This window comes from Pseudomonas batumici (assembly GCF_000820515.1).
GTDB classification, from domain to species: Bacteria; Pseudomonadota; Gammaproteobacteria; order Pseudomonadales; family Pseudomonadaceae; genus Aquipseudomonas; species Aquipseudomonas batumici.
The window spans coordinates 15,604-29,840 of record NZ_JXDG01000070.1 but is presented as its reverse complement, the minus strand read 5'-3'; the positions used below and the strand labels follow the sequence as shown (position 1 = coordinate 29,840).

Annotated in this window: 13 protein-coding genes; 11 read left to right on the top strand and 2 right to left on the bottom strand. The window is 62.7% G+C overall.

What is annotated here, in order from left to right:
• Positions 1-119 precede the first annotated feature (119 nt).
• The 5 genes from UCMB321_RS27160 to UCMB321_RS27140 all read left to right on the top strand — a co-directional run bounded on the left by UCMB321_RS27160 (position 120) and on the right by UCMB321_RS27140 (position 3,942).
• Positions 120-1,037 (top strand): LysR substrate-binding domain-containing protein, encoded by a 918-nt coding sequence (locus UCMB321_RS27160; protein WP_040071793.1) that lies wholly within the window; start codon positions 120-122, stop codon positions 1,035-1,037.
• 348 nt (positions 1,038-1,385) lie between these two features.
• Entirely contained in the window at positions 1,386-1,877 is a 492-nt protein-coding gene (purE, locus tag UCMB321_RS27155; RefSeq protein WP_040071792.1) for a 5-(carboxyamino)imidazole ribonucleotide mutase, read from the top strand.
• Between the two features lie 11 nt (positions 1,878-1,888).
• On the top strand, positions 1,889-2,971 hold the full coding sequence (locus UCMB321_RS27150) for a 5-(carboxyamino)imidazole ribonucleotide synthase (RefSeq protein WP_040071791.1): 1,083 nt from the start codon (positions 1,889-1,891) through the stop codon (positions 2,969-2,971).
• Positions 2,972-3,078: 107 nt separating this feature from the next.
• Positions 3,079-3,324, top strand: coding sequence for a GlsB/YeaQ/YmgE family stress response membrane protein (locus UCMB321_RS27145; protein WP_040071790.1), 246 nt, complete (start codon positions 3,079-3,081; stop codon positions 3,322-3,324).
• Positions 3,325-3,405: 81 nt separating this feature from the next.
• Positions 3,406-3,942 carry a DUF3299 domain-containing protein gene (locus UCMB321_RS27140; protein ID WP_040071789.1) on the top strand — a complete coding sequence of 179 codons (537 nt, stop codon included), beginning with the start codon at positions 3,406-3,408 and terminating at the stop codon, positions 3,940-3,942.
• 11 nt (positions 3,943-3,953) lie between these two features.
• On the opposite strand, the gene UCMB321_RS27135 is transcribed toward UCMB321_RS27140, so the two are convergent.
• Both UCMB321_RS27135 and UCMB321_RS27130 read right to left on the bottom strand, forming a co-directional pair.
• Complete coding sequence (locus tag UCMB321_RS27135) at positions 3,954-4,856, bottom strand: D-hexose-6-phosphate mutarotase (RefSeq protein WP_040071788.1); 903 nt, start codon at positions 4,854-4,856, stop codon at positions 3,954-3,956.
• A gap of 51 nt (positions 4,857-4,907) precedes the next feature.
• Entirely contained in the window at positions 4,908-5,306 is a 399-nt protein-coding gene (locus tag UCMB321_RS27130; RefSeq protein ID WP_040071787.1) for an acyl-CoA thioesterase, read from the bottom strand.
• Between the two features lie 373 nt (positions 5,307-5,679).
• Here UCMB321_RS27130 and UCMB321_RS27125 point away from each other — a divergent pair, with 373 nt between their 5' ends.
• The 6 genes from UCMB321_RS27125 to phoU all read left to right on the top strand — a co-directional run bounded on the left by UCMB321_RS27125 (position 5,680) and on the right by phoU (position 14,191).
• Positions 5,680-6,969 carry an MFS transporter gene (locus UCMB321_RS27125; protein ID WP_040071786.1) on the top strand — a complete coding sequence of 430 codons (1,290 nt, stop codon included), beginning with the start codon at positions 5,680-5,682 and terminating at the stop codon, positions 6,967-6,969.
• Between the two features lie 252 nt (positions 6,970-7,221).
• The gene (locus UCMB321_RS27120) at positions 7,222-8,220 is read left to right on the top strand and encodes a phosphate ABC transporter substrate-binding protein PstS (RefSeq protein WP_040071785.1); all 999 of its coding nucleotides are present in this window, start codon (positions 7,222-7,224) and stop codon (positions 8,218-8,220) included.
• A gap of 416 nt (positions 8,221-8,636) precedes the next feature.
• Positions 8,637-10,670, top strand: coding sequence for an ABC transporter permease subunit (locus tag UCMB321_RS27115; RefSeq protein ID WP_209437217.1), 2,034 nt, complete (start codon positions 8,637-8,639; stop codon positions 10,668-10,670).
• 15 nt (positions 10,671-10,685) lie between these two features.
• Positions 10,686-12,356, top strand: a complete 1,671-nt coding sequence (pstA, locus tag UCMB321_RS27110; protein WP_040071783.1) for a phosphate ABC transporter permease PstA — start codon at positions 10,686-10,688, stop codon at positions 12,354-12,356.
• A gap of 133 nt (positions 12,357-12,489) precedes the next feature.
• Complete coding sequence (gene pstB / locus UCMB321_RS27105) at positions 12,490-13,323, top strand: phosphate ABC transporter ATP-binding protein PstB (RefSeq protein WP_040071782.1); 834 nt, start codon at positions 12,490-12,492, stop codon at positions 13,321-13,323.
• A gap of 106 nt (positions 13,324-13,429) precedes the next feature.
• Positions 13,430-14,191 (top strand): phosphate signaling complex protein PhoU, encoded by a 762-nt coding sequence (gene phoU, locus UCMB321_RS27100; RefSeq protein WP_040071781.1) that lies wholly within the window; start codon positions 13,430-13,432, stop codon positions 14,189-14,191.
• The last annotated feature ends 46 nt before the right edge of the window (positions 14,192-14,237 follow it).

Below are 14,237 nucleotides of genomic sequence, written 5' to 3'. Positions count from 1 at the left end.
CGAATTGTTGGGCCAATGCTGTTCAGCACTGCCCTATGCACAAACGGCATAATACGGATGTGACGCGTTGTGTATGGCAGACGTGTGAACCAAAATGGTGCGCTTGGCGGGAGGAGCCGATGAATCTCGAAAGCAAATGGTTGGAAGATTTCAGTGCCCTGGCGGCGACCCGCAGCTTTTCCCAGGCGGCCGAGCGCCGCTTCGTCACGCAGCCGGCCTTCAGTCGGCGGATTCGCAGCCTGGAGTCGGCGCTGGGGCTGACCCTGGTCAACCGCTCGCGCACACCGATCGAGCTGACGGCGGCGGGGCAGTTGTTTCTGGTGACGGCGCGTACGGTGGTCGAGCAGTTGGGTGAGGTGGTGCGTCACCTCCATCACCTGGAAGGCGGGCAGGGCGAAGTCATGCAGGTGGCGGCGGCGCACTCCCTGGCGCTGGGCTTCTTTCCGCGCTGGATCGCGCAGTTGCGCAATGAAGGGTTGAACATCGCCACGCGGCTGGTGGCGACCAACGTCGGTGACGCCGTGCATGCGTTGCGCGAGGGCGGTTGCGACTTGATGCTGGCGTTCTATGACCCGGATGCGGCGTTGCAGATGGACGCGGAGATCTTTCCGTCCCTGCACCTGGGGCAGACCGAGATGTTGCCGGTGTGTGCTACGGGGCTGGACGGCCAGCCGTTGTTCGACCTGGAGGGTGAGGCGAGCGTACCGCTGCTGGCCTACAGTGCCGGGGCGTTTCTCGGGCGCTCGGTGAACCTGTTGCTGCGCCAGCGCAATCTGCGCTTTACCACGATCTACGAAACGGCGATGGCCGACAGTTTGAAGAGTATGGCGCTCGAAGGGCTGGGCATTGCCTGGGTGCCGCATCTCAGTGTCCGGGCGGAGCTGGCGCGGGGCGAACTGGTGGTGTGCGGCGGGCCGCAATGGCACGTGCCGCTGGAAATTCGCCTGTATCGCTGCGCGCTGGTGCGCAAGGCCAACGTGCGCTTGTTGTGGCGCAAGCTCGAAGGTGCGGCGGCGCAGGCGCCAGGTTCTACCTGAGCGCCGCGAAACCTGTAGGAGCCGGCTTGCCGGCGATGAGGCCCTTGAGCCTTGCATTGCCCTTGCGGCCATCATCGTCGGAACGCCGCCCGCAGCAAGCCGGCTCCTACAGGTGGTGCGTGGTGTTTCTGGATTGACCTGAAAGTCAGGTAAACCGGCCTTTAGCGGCTGGAATCCGCTAAACGACAGATAGTCGGTAAAGGTGCGTTCAATGCACTTTTTTCGGTATACTGCGCGGCCTTCGGCCGGTTCGCCCGGCCCCGATTCGCATGACAAGCCACGCCGGTCTCCCGCGTGGCTTGTTGTTTTTTGACGCGCCCGCGGGCGCCCAAGAGAAGAGGCACGACGATGAGTGCACTGGTTGGCGTGATCATGGGCTCCAAGTCCGATTGGTCCACCCTTAGCCACACCGCCGATATGCTGGAAAAGCTCGGCATCCCCTACGAGGTGAAGGTGGTCTCGGCCCACCGCACCCCGGACCTGCTCTTCCAGTACGCCGAAGAGGCCGAATCGCGCGGGATCGAGGTGATCATCGCCGGTGCCGGCGGTGCGGCCCACCTGCCGGGCATGTGCGCGGCCAAGACCCACCTGCCGGTGCTGGGCGTGCCGGTGCAGTCGGCGATGCTCTCGGGCGTCGACTCGCTGCTGTCGATCGTGCAGATGCCGGCCGGTATTCCGGTCGCGACCCTGGCCATCGGCAAGGCCGGCGCGATCAATGCCGCGCTGCTCTCGGCGAGCATCCTGGGCGCCAAGCACCCGCATTTCCATACCGTGCTGAAGAAATTCCGGGCTGAACAGACAGACAGCGTGCTGGACAATCCAGACCCGCGCGTCGCCTGAGGTTGATGACGATGAAGATCGGTGTAATCGGTGGCGGCCAGCTGGGCCGCATGTTGGCGCTGGCGGGTACGCCGCTGGGGATGAACTTCGCTTTCCTGGACCCGGCGCCGGATGCCTGTGCAGCCGCCCTGGGCGAGCACCTGCGCGCCGATTACGGCGATCAGGATCACCTGCGTCAGTTGGCCGACGAAGTCGACCTGGTGACGTTCGAGTTCGAAAGTGTCCCGGCGGAAACCGTGGCGTTCCTGTCGCAGTTCGTGCCGGTCTATCCGAGCGCCGAAGCCCTGCGCATCGCCCGTGATCGCTGGTTCGAAAAGAGCATGTTCAAGGACCTGGGGATTCCCACCCCGGCCTTCGCCGATATCCAGTCCCAGGCGGACCTGGACGCGGCTGTCGCCAGCATCGGCCTGCCGGCCGTGCTGAAAACCCGCACCCTGGGTTATGACGGCAAGGGCCAGAAAGTCCTGCGCACCCCGGCCGATGTGGTCGGCACCTTCGCCGAGCTGGGCAGCGTCGCCTGCCTGCTGGAAGGCTTCGTGCCGTTCACCGGGGAAGTCTCGCTGATCGCCGTGCGCGGCCGTGACGGCGAAACCTGCTTCTACCCGCTGGTGCACAACACCCACGACAACGGCATCCTGCGCCTGTCCGTGGCCAGCACCGACCATCCGCTGCAAGCCCTGGCCGAAGACTATGCCGCCCGGGTGCTCAAGCAGCTGAATTATGTCGGCGTGCTGGCGTTCGAGTTCTTCGAAGTCGATGGTGGCCTCAAGGCCAACGAAATCGCGCCACGGGTCCACAACTCCGGGCACTGGACCACCGAAGGCGCCGAGTGCAGCCAGTTCGAAAACCACCTGCGGGCTATTGCCGGACTGCCGCTGGGTTCGACCGCCAAGGTCGGTGAAAGCGCGATGCTCAACTTCATCGGTTCAGTTCCGCCGGTGGAACAGGTGATCGCTATCGCCGATTGCCATCTGCATCATTATGGCAAGGCGTTCAAGGTCGGGCGCAAGGTCGGTCACGCCACCCTGCGCTGCGCGGACAAGGCCACCCTGCAAGAGCAGATCCTGCGGGTCGAGGCGTTGATCGCCGAGTAAAGATAGTCAGTGCCGGCGGGAACCTACGGTTGTCGCCAGCCTCTGATGGCAGGATGTCAAAGGGCTGACTAGGCTTTGACTGTGCAAACTCACCGAGAGGAAACGCCATGCACATTATCTGGACAATTTTTATCGGCCTCATCGTCGGCCTGGTGGCACGTTTTCTCAAGCCGGGCGACGACAGCATGGGTTGGATCATGACCATCCTGCTGGGTATCGGCGGTTCGTTGGCGGCGACCTACGGCGGTCAGGCGCTGGGGATCTATCACGCGGGCCAGAGTGCCGGTTTTATCGGTGCGGTTGTTGGCGCAATTGTTTTGCTGGTGATCTACGGCCTGATCAAGAAGAGCTGATCAGGTGACCAAACCCTCTCCGCCGCAAGGGTGGAGAGGGCTAGAATGCGTAACATTCCTTTGTGTTTTCGAGTTTCCTCCATGCGCCGCCTTCTTTTGACACTTCTTCTTTTGGGCAGTGGCCTGGTTCATGCCGGTGAACTGCCGGAAACCGACTGGCTGGAACTCATGCCCAAGTCGGACCAGAAAGCCCTCGAGCAAATGCCGGAAATCACCCACAACTCGCCCGAGGCCAACGGTACGTTTACCGCCAAGGGTGGCATGAAGCAGAGCAAGGGCCTGCCGGCGGTGATGTATTCCACCAAGACCGTGCCGGCGATGGACGGCAAGGAGATCCGCATCGGCGGTTATCCGGTGCCGCTGGAGACCGATGCCAAGGGGCGCAGCACGCTGTTTTTCCTGGTGCCGTACCCGGGCGCCTGCATCCACGTGCCGCCACCGCCGCCCAATCAACTGGTGCTGGTGCGCTATCCCAAGGGCCTGAAGCTGGATGATATCTATACGCCGCTGTGGGTTACCGGCACGTTGAAGATCGAAAAGGTCAGCAATGACCTGGCCGACGCAGCGTATGCGCTGGATGCGGGCAAGGTCAGGGTGGTGAAGGAGTCGGACCTGTAAGGCGCCAGGCCTTACGCCAGGCGCTGGCTGCCGATGGTCACACCCAGTGTATGACTTGCCCCCGGCGCTAGCGTCACCACGTCATCCAGCACGTTCGCGGTCTCGATGCAGAGCATCCGCTGCCAGCCATCATCCGCCATATCGGCGAACTGGCTGGCCCGCTCTATCCACGGATTCCAGATCACCGCCGTGCGTGAGCCGCTGCTGGTCAGCTGGATACGTCGCTGCCAGTCCGGATCGACAATGCTCAACTGCGCCGGCGCATTCTGGTAGATGCGATCGGTTTCGCCAGCAAACCCCAGGCTGCCGACTTGCGTCAGCGGTTTCCAGTCATCCAGCGTTTCGATATAGGTCAGGCCTTCCACGCCTTCCACCCGCACATTGCGCACATCGCTGACAGCGAAGTAGGTGTGCAGTGCCTGGCTGAGGCTGACCGGATGATCGTCCAGGTTTTCGCTGCTGAGCTCGATCTGCAAGGTCTCGCCGAGGCGGATGCGCAACGTCAGGCCGACCTTGTGCGGCCAGCCCGGCAGGCCGCCTTCGGGCAGTGGCAGGGTGAACGCCACGTTCACCGAGTCGCCTTCGGCCTCGATGCCCTGCAACGACCAGTCCATCGTCCGCACCAGGCCGTGGGCCGTGGGGGCATCGCTGCCCTGGCGCATGGCCTGCACGTTATCCGGGTTGCGCGAGAAGTTGCCGAACCACGGCCAGCACACCGGCACGCCGGCGCGAATGCCCTTGCCCTGCTTGAACACGGCCTCGTTGTTGAGCCAGATCAGCGGCGGTTGCCCGGCCAACTGGTAACTGAGGATCTGCGCGCCTTGTTGCGCCACCAGCAACTCGGCCTGGCCGTGGCGGATGCGCCAACCGTTCAGTTCGTCCAGTTTTACCGTTTCAACATAGGGCGTGGTCATGGTGTTCTCGCAAGACAGGGAGTTGCAACGAGCCGCGGAGTGGTGGCCGGATCAGCGCCGTGGCACGGAGCGGGTGCGTCCGCTGCCGTCGATGGCCACGAACACGAACGCCGCTTCGGTGACCTTGCGCCATTCGCTGGTCAGCGGGTCGTCGCTCCACACCTCGACCATCATCCGCATCGAGCTGCGGCCGATTTCCTCGGTATGGGTATAGAAGGACAATTGCGCGCCCACGGCGACCGGGACCAGGAACGCCATGCGGTCGATGGACACCGTGGCCACCCGGCCGCCGGCGACCTTGCTGGCCATGGCCGTGCCGGCCAGGTCCATCTGGCTGACCAGCCAGCCGCCATAGATATCGCCGAAGCCGTTGGCTTCGCGCGGGAGCGCGGTAATTTGCAGGGCGAGATCGCCTTGCGGGATAGGATCTTCTTGTTCGAGTTCGATCATGCCGGGGTGCCTCTGACCCGTAACGCTACGTTGGTATTGCAGGTGAATAGCCGTCTTCAAGAAAAACGATTCAACCCGAACATACTACGTTCGTTACGTTTCTCGTAAGCCGCACTAAGGGAAACTCTGCGAAAGCGGCTGGTTCGGCCCCAACGGCGTTTTCGCACAATACCCCTCTAGCCTGCAGGTTTTACCCGGCGCAGAGCACGAGTATATCGGTCGATAGACCGCGAGACGACCACCCGGTTCGCATTTTTGCCGACGAATGCGTCGATCCATGTGCTTTTATGAACAATTTGCTATGGTGCCAGACCTGCCCCCAGCCTGAGCCGAGCCTTGCGTGGCTCATAGACGTGCCCAATAAGAGAAGCCCATGACCATCGCGACCACCCATATCGCGCAACCTTCGCGCCCGCTGACCCGCAACGACTACAAGACTTTATCGCTGTCTGCCCTGGGCGGTGCGCTGGAGTTCTACGACTTTATCATTTTCGTGTTTTTTGCCGCTGTGGTCGGCAAGCTGTTCTTTCCGGCGGACATGCCCGAGTGGCTGCGCCTGATGCAGACCTTCGGGATTTTCGCCGCCGGCTACCTGGCCCGGCCACTGGGCGGTATCGTGATGGCGCACTTCGGTGACCTGCTGGGTCGCAAGAAGATGTTCACCCTGAGTATTTTCCTGATGGCGGTACCGACCCTGATCATGGGCCTGTTGCCGACCTATGCGCAGATCGGCATCTGGGCGCCGATCCTGCTGCTGTTGATGCGGGTGATCCAGGGCGCGGCCATCGGCGGTGAGGTGCCGGGCGCCTGGGTGTTCGTCGCCGAACACGTACCGGAGCGCCGGATCGGCTTTGCCTGCGGCACCCTGACCTCGGGCCTGACCGCCGGCATCCTGCTGGGTTCGCTGGTGGCCACCCTGATCAACAGCCTTTATAGCCCGCTGGAAGTGGCCGATTACGCCTGGCGGATTCCGTTCCTGCTGGGCGGCGTGTTCGGCCTGTTTTCGGTGTACCTGCGCCGCTGGTTGCACGAAACCCCGGTGTTTGCCGAGTTGCAGCTGCGCAAGGCGCTGTCCGATGGCATGCCCCTGGGGGCGGTGTTGCGTGATCACCGGGGGGCGGTCCTGGTCTCGATGCTGCTGACCTGGCTGCTCTCCGCCGGTGTGGTGGTGGTGATCCTGATGACCCCGACCGTGCTGCAGACGGCCTATCACTTCGCCCCGACCGTGTCGCTGGAAGCCAACAGCCTGGCGACCATCTGCCTGACCTTGGGCTGCATCCTGTCCGGGGCGCTGGCCGATCGCTTCGGCGCCGGGCGGGTGTTCGTGCTCGGCAGCCTGGCGTTGATGGTGACCTTCTGGGTGTTCTACAGCAGTCTGCCGACTCACCCCGAGTGGCTGTTCCCGCTGTACGCACTGAGTGGCCTGTTCGTCGGCACCATCGGCGCGGTGCCGTACGTGATGGTCAAGGCGTTCCCGGCGGTGGTGCGTTTCAGTGGCCTGTCGTTCTCCTACAACCTGGCCTATGCGATCTTCGGTGGCCTGACCCCGATGGTCGTTACCCTGCTGCTCAAGGAAAGCCCGATGGGCCCGGCCTATTATGTGGCGATCATTTGCAGCATGGGCGTGCTGGTGGGCGGTTATCTGTGGTCGAAGGGGCGTTGAGCTTCGCCAGTAGAAGCAGGGTCTATCGGCAGGAAGAAGGTTTCTAATTATTTCAAAGTCGACATGTGCGGCGCCCCTGTGAGGGCGCCGCCGTCCAGTAGAGACGGGCTTTCGCCCGTTTTTTCGTTCAAGGCCGACCTTTTTCCGGGTGATGGCCATTCATCTAACTGTCATATACCAGTCATAGAGTGTTCATCCGGCCTGCTGATACTTGGCCCCGATCTGATAAACCCTCTCTGCTAGGAGCAAGGCATGAAACTGAAGCGTTTGATGGCGGCAATGACTTTTGTCGCTGCTGGCGTTGCAACTGCCCACGCGGTCGCCGCTGGTGTGGACCCGGCCATTCCGTCTTATTCAAAAGTCACGGGTGTATCGGGCAACCTGTCCAGCGTTGGTTCCGACACCCTGGCTAACCTCATGACCCTGTGGGCCGAGGGTTACAAGAAAGAATACCCGAACGTGAACATTCAGATTCAGGCCGCCGGTTCCGCTACCGCGCCGCCCGCCCTGACTGAAGGCACTTCGAACCTGGGCCCGATGAGCCGCAAGATGAAGGACACCGAACTGGCTGCCTTCGAGCAGAAGTACGGCTACAAGCCGACCGCTATCCCGGTCGCCGTGGATGCCTTGGCCGTCTTCGTGCACAAGGACAACCCGATCAAGCACCTGACCATGGAACAAGTCGACGCGATCTTCTCTTCGACTCGTCTGTGCGGCGCCAAGGCCGAAGTCAAGACCTGGGCTGACCTGGGCGTGACCGGCGACCTGGCCAACAAGCCGGTTCAACTGTTCGGCCGCAACTCGGTATCCGGCACCTACGGCTACTTCAAGGAAGAAGCCCTGTGCAAAGGCGACTACAAGCCTAACGTGAACGAACAGCCAGGTTCGGCTTCCGTCGTGCAGTCCATCAGCTCCTCGCTGAACGGTATCGGCTACTCGGGTATCGGCTACAAGACCGCCAGCGTGAAAACCGTTGCCCTGTCGAAGAAAGGCAGCACCGACTTCATCGAAGACAGCGAAGAAAACGCACTGAACGGCAAATACCCGCTGTCGCGTTTCCTCTACGTCTACGTCAACAAGGCACCGGGCAAGCCTCTGGCTCCGCTGGAAGCCGAGTTCGTGAAACTGGTCCTGTCCAAGCAGGGTCAGGAAGTGGTTGTGAAGGACGGCTACATCCCACTGCCAGCCAAGGTTGCCGCCAAGGCACTGGCTGACCTGGGTCTGAACGAAGGTGGCGTCGCCAAGCAGTAAGCCATCAGCCGGGACGCCAGTCCCGCCAGCAACACCAAGGCGCGGTTTGATCCCCATCGACCGCGCCCCTCATTCCGAATCCGCTGCCAGCCTTGCTGGGCGGCGGCTTCAGTGCGTCACTACATTGTCATCTTTCTGTCATACAGGATCGCTAGGGTGTGCGCATGAACGATCTGGCCAATTCCACCATGACTACAACTTCCCCCCCCGAGCGCATTGATTTCAATACGCCGGAGCTGCAACGCAAGCGCCGTATTCGCGCGCTGAAAGATCGCCTGACCCGTTGGTATGTGTTCATTGGCGGCCTGGCCGTTCTGGGTGCGATCACGCTGATCTTCTTCTTTCTCGGTTATGTGGTCCTGCCCCTGTTCCAGGGCGCCTCGCTGACCGCCGAGAAAAGCATTACACCCGCCTGGATCCAGGACGCCGGCAAACCCCTGATGATTTCCCTGGAAGAACAGAACCAGGTGGGCATGCGGGTTTCCGACCAGGGCCAGGTGCTGTTCTTCAATGCCCAGGACGCCACCGAGCTGTCGCGGGTGAGCCTGCCGATTCCGGCCGGTACCACGGTCACTGCCATCAGCAAGGACCAGCCGGGTATCCCGCTGGTGATTGTCGGCCTGTCCAACGGCCAGGCGCTGGTGTTCCGTCACACCTATAAAGTGACGTACCCGGACGGCAAGAAAACCATTTCCCCGGCGCTCGAATATCCCTACGGAGACACGCCGATCAGCCTCGATGACCAGGGTCGTGCGCTTGAGCATGTGAACCTGAACGCCGCCGAGTCGACCCTGGTGGTGGCGGGTTCCACCGGTGCCCAGCTGCACGTGCTGGCGCTGACCAAGGAAGAAAACATGATGACCGGCGAGGTCACCAGCGAGCAGAGAAGCATCGAGCTGCCGCAGATGACCGAACCGGTGAAGGCGATCTATATCGATCCGCGCCAGCAATGGCTGTACGTGATCAACGGGCGGGCCCAGGCCGATGTGTTCAGCCTGCGGGACAAGAGCCTGAACGGTCGCTATAAACTGCTCGACAGCGCCACGACCGAAGTGACCGCCAGTACGCAACTGGTGGGCGGTATCTCGCTGATCATCGGTGACTCCACCGGTGGCCTGGCCCAATGGTTCATGGCCCGCGATCCGGATGGCGAGCTGCGCCTGAAAAATATCCGCGGGTTCCAGATGGGCAGCGCGCCTATCGTGGAAATCACCGCCGAAGAGCGTCGCAAGGGCTTTGTCGCCATGGATGCTTCCGGCAAGCTCGGCGTGTTCCACAGCACCGCGCACCGGACCCTGCTGGTGAACCAGGTGGTCGACGGCCAGGGCCTGTTCGGCCTGTCGCCACGGGCCAACCGGGTGATCGTCGAGCAGGGTGGCAAGATCCAGCCGTTGACCCTCGACAACCCGCACCCGGAAGTGTCCTGGAGCGCGCTGTGGAGCAAGGTCTGGTACGAGAACTACGACGAACCCAAGTACGTCTGGCAATCGACCGCCGCCAACACCGACTTCGAACCCAAGCTGAGCCTCTCGCCGCTGACCTTCGGTACCCTGAAGGCAGCGTTCTACGCCATGCTGCTGGCCGCTCCGCTGGCCGTCGCCGCCGCCATCTACACCGCCTACTTCATGGCTCCGGGCATGCGCCGCAAGGTCAAGCCGGTGATCGAATTGATGGAAGCGATGCCGACGGTGATCCTCGGCTTCTTCGCCGGCCTGTTCCTGGCGCCCTATGTCGAAGGACACCTGCCGGGGATCTTCAGCCTGCTGATGCTCGTGCCGATCGGCATCCTGGTGGCCGGTTTCGCCTGGAGCCGCCTACCCGAGTCGCTGCGCCTGCGGGTGCCGGACGGCTGGGAAAGCGCGATCCTGATCCCGGTGATCCTGTTCGTCGGCTGGTTGTCGCTGTTCATGAGCCCGCACCTGGAATCGTGGTTCTTCGGCGGTGACATGCGCTTGTGGATCTCCCACGACCTGGGCATCACCTACGACCAGCGCAACGCCCTGGTGGTGGGCCTGGCCATGGGCTTCGCGGTGATCCCGAACATCTACTCGATCGCCGAAGACGCCGTGTTCAGCGTGCCACGCGGCCTGACCCTGGGCTCGCTGGCCCTGGGCGCCACGCCATGGCAGACCATGACGCGGGTGGTGATCCTCACCGCCAGCCCGGGCATCTTCTCGGCGCTGATGATCGGCATGGGGCGTGCCGTCGGCGAGACCATGATCGTGCTGATGGCCACCGGTAACACCCCGGTCATGGAGCTGAACCTGTTCGAAGGCCTGCGCACCCTGGCGGCCAACGTGGCGGTGGAGATGCCGGAGTCGGAAGTGGGCGGTAGCCACTACCGCGTGCTGTTCCTCTCGGCGCTGGTGCTGCTGCTGTTCACGTTCATCATGAACACCCTCGCGGAACTGATTCGTCAGCGTCTGCGCAAGAAATACTCGTCGCTTTAAGAAAGGTAGAAGTCTGTGAAACAGAACTCCCTGAATGGCTGGTTCAAGAGCGGCGCCCCCGGCGTCTGGATCAGCGGTGGTGCGGTATCCATCGCGGTCATCATGACTGTCGGCCTGCTGGCCGTGATTGCCGTGCGTGGCCTGGGCCACTTCTGGCCGGCCGACCTGGTGCATGCGCAGTACAACGTGCCGGGCCAGGCCAGCCAGGTCGTGGTCGGCGAGGTGGTGCAGAAGGAGGAGGTGCCGCGCGAGCGCCTGAAGACGGCCGGCTTGCCGGTACCGGAGCCGGGTCCCGAGTTCATGACCCGGGAACTGATCAAGGTCGGTAACCGCGACCTGAACGGCAACGACTTCACCTGGACCGTCGGCGAGTGGCTGCAGGGCCAGACCTATCCGACCGAACTGATGACCATCGAGCGTCGCGAGTGGGGCAACTTCTACGGCACCCTGGTCAACGTCAAGGAAAGCGGCAAGGTGGTCGCCGAAGGCGAAGCCGCCTGGCCCGAGCTGCAGGCCCGTATCCAGCGCGTGAGCGGCCTGGCGGCGCAGATCAAGACGCTTGAGAAGCGCGATATCGGCGCCATCAACGCCGGCCTCGAGCGTATTCGCCTGCACGGCCGCAAGCTGGAGCTGGAAGGTCGCCTCGACGCCACCGCGCAAGCCGACATGGCGGCCGAACGCGCCGAGCTCAATGCCCGCTACCAGGCAGTCGAAGCCAGCCTGGGCGATCTGCACACCCAGTTCAACCGCGACAGCCTGACGGCCCGCGATGCCAACGGCAAGGAAGTGGAAATCGGCATCGGCAAAGTGGTGCACGCCTACCAGCCGAACGCCATGGGCACGCTGACCAAGCTGGGTTTCTATTTCAGCAAGGCCTGGGAATTCCTCAGCGACGATCCGCGTGAAGCCAACACCGAAGGCGGGATCTTCCCGGCGATCTTCGGTACCGTGATGATGACCCTGATCATGGCGATGCTCGTGACCCCGTTCGGCGTGCTGGCGGCGGTCTACCTGCGTGAATACGCCAAGCAGAACGCGCTGACCCGGGTCATCCGCATCGCGGTGAACAACCTGGCCGGTGTCCCGGCGATCGTCTACGGGGTGTTCGGCCTGGGCTTCTTCGTCTATGTCCTGGGCGGCTCCATCGACCGGCTGTTCTTCCCCGAAGCCCTGCCGGCACCGACCTTCGGTACCCCGGGCCTGCTCTGGGCCTCCGTGACCCTGGCGCTACTGGCGGTGCCGGTGGTGATCGTGGCGACCGAGGAAGGCCTGGCGCGGATTCCCCGCACCGTGCGCGAAGGCTCGCTGGCCCTGGGCGCGACCAAGGCCGAGACGCTGTGGAAGATCGTCCTGCCGATGGCCAGCCCGGCCATGATGACCGGCATGATCCTCGCCGTGGCCCGCGCCGCCGGCGAAGTGGCACCGCTGATGCTGGTGGGTGTGGTGAAACTGGCGCCGTCGCTGCCGTTGGACGGCAACTACCCGTACCTGCACCTGGACCAGAAGATCATGCACCTGGGCTTCCACATCTACGACGTCGGCTTCCAGAGCCCGAACGTCGAGGCCGCTCGTCCGCTGGTATACGCCACCGCGTTGCTGCTGGTGCTGGTGATCGCCACGTTGAACCTGTCGGCCGTGTGGATCCGTAACCACCTGCGCGAGAAGTACAAGGCGCTGGATAGCTAATAACATTCACCCCATCCACTGTGGGAGCCGGCTTGCCGGCGATAGCGACCGATCAGGCGCTGCAAGGCTCACTGGCCCTATCGCCAGCAAGCCGGCTCCTACAAACGAATATGTGAGCGCAGGGAGTTACCCCATGCAGCATGAACCCCAATCCCACGGCATCAACCTGTCCGCCCTGGGTCGTAGCAAGCAGAGCCTGGACCTGGCGAGCGAAACCGTTGCCATCGAAGTCCCGAAACTGAGCCTGTACTACGGCGAGAAGCAGGCGCTGTACGACGTCAGCATGAACATCCCCAAGCAGCGCGTGACGGCCTTCATCGGCCCGTCCGGTTGCGGCAAGTCGACGCTGTTGCGCACCTTCAACCGCATGAACGACCTGGTGGACGGTTGCCGTGTGGACGGTGAAATCAACCTCTACGGCAACAACATCTACCGCAAGGGCGAGGATGTGGCCGAGCTGCGCCGCAAGGTCGGCATGGTGTTCCAGAAGCCCAACCCGTTCCCCAAGACCATCTACGAAAACGTGGTCTACGGCCTGCGTATCCAGGGCATCAACAAGAAGCGTATCCTCGACGAAGCCGTGGAGTGGGCCCTCAAGGGCGCCGCGCTGTGGGATGAGGTCAAGGACCGCCTGCACGATTCGGCCCTGGGCCTGTCCGGCGGTCAGCAACAGCGTCTGGTGATCGCCCGGACCATCGCGGTGGAACCGGAAGTGTTGTTGCTCGACGAACCGTGCTCGGCACTCGATCCGATCTCGACCCTCAAGGTCGAAGAGCTGATCTACGAGCTGAAGTCCAAGTTCACCATTGTCATCGTGACCCACAACATGCAACAGGCGGCGCGGGTGTCCGACTACACCGCGTTCATGTACATGGGCAAGCTGGTGGAGTTCGGTGACACCGATACCCTGTTCACCAACCCGGCGAAGAAGCAGACCGAAGACTACATCACCGGTCGTTATGGCTAGGTGAAGCAGTTGCGGGCCGCAATCGGCAAGCACGGGCAGCCAGAGAATATCCCTAATTCGGCTTGAAGCTTAGCGCTTGAAGCCTGCAGCTTTCGCGGAGTGAAACATGATTGATAAAGACGGTCTTACCCACCACATTTCCGCGCAGTTCAACGCGGAACTGGAAGAAGTACGCAGCCACCTCCTGGCCATGGGCGGTCTGGTCGAGAAACAGGTCAACGACGCGGTGACCGCGCTGGTCGAGGCCGACTCGGGCCTGGCCCAGCAAGTGCGCGAAATCGACGACCAGATCAACCAGATGGAGCGCAACATCGACGAGGAGTGCCTGCGCATTCTGGCCCGTCGCCAACCCGCGGCCTCCGACCTGCGCCTGATCATCAGCATCTCCAAGTCGGTGATCGACCTGGAACGCATCGGTGACGAAGCCACCAAGATCGCCCGTCGCGCCATCCAGCTGTGCGAGGAGGGCGAGGCGCCGCGGGGTTATGTCGAGGTGCGTCATATCGGCGACCAGGTGCGCAACATGGTCCGCGACGCGCTGGATGCCTTTGCCCGCTTCGACGCCGAGCTGGCCTTGTCGGTGGCGCAGTACGACAAGACCATCGACCGCGAGTACAAGACCGCCCTGCGCGAGCTGGCGACCTACATGATGGAAGATCCGCGCTCGATCAGCCGGGTGTTGAGCATCATCTGGGTGCTGCGCTCCCTGGAGCGGATCGGCGACCACGCACGGAATATTTCCGAACTGGTGATCTACCTGGTGCGCGGTACCGATGTCCGTCACCTGGGCCTCAAGCGCATGCGCCAGGAAGTTGAGGGTACCTCGTCCGAAACCGCTAATGTTCCCGGCGAAGCTGACGATAAGTAAGATTGCCCGAGAGAAACGCCCGGCCTAAGGTCGGGCGTTTTTGTTT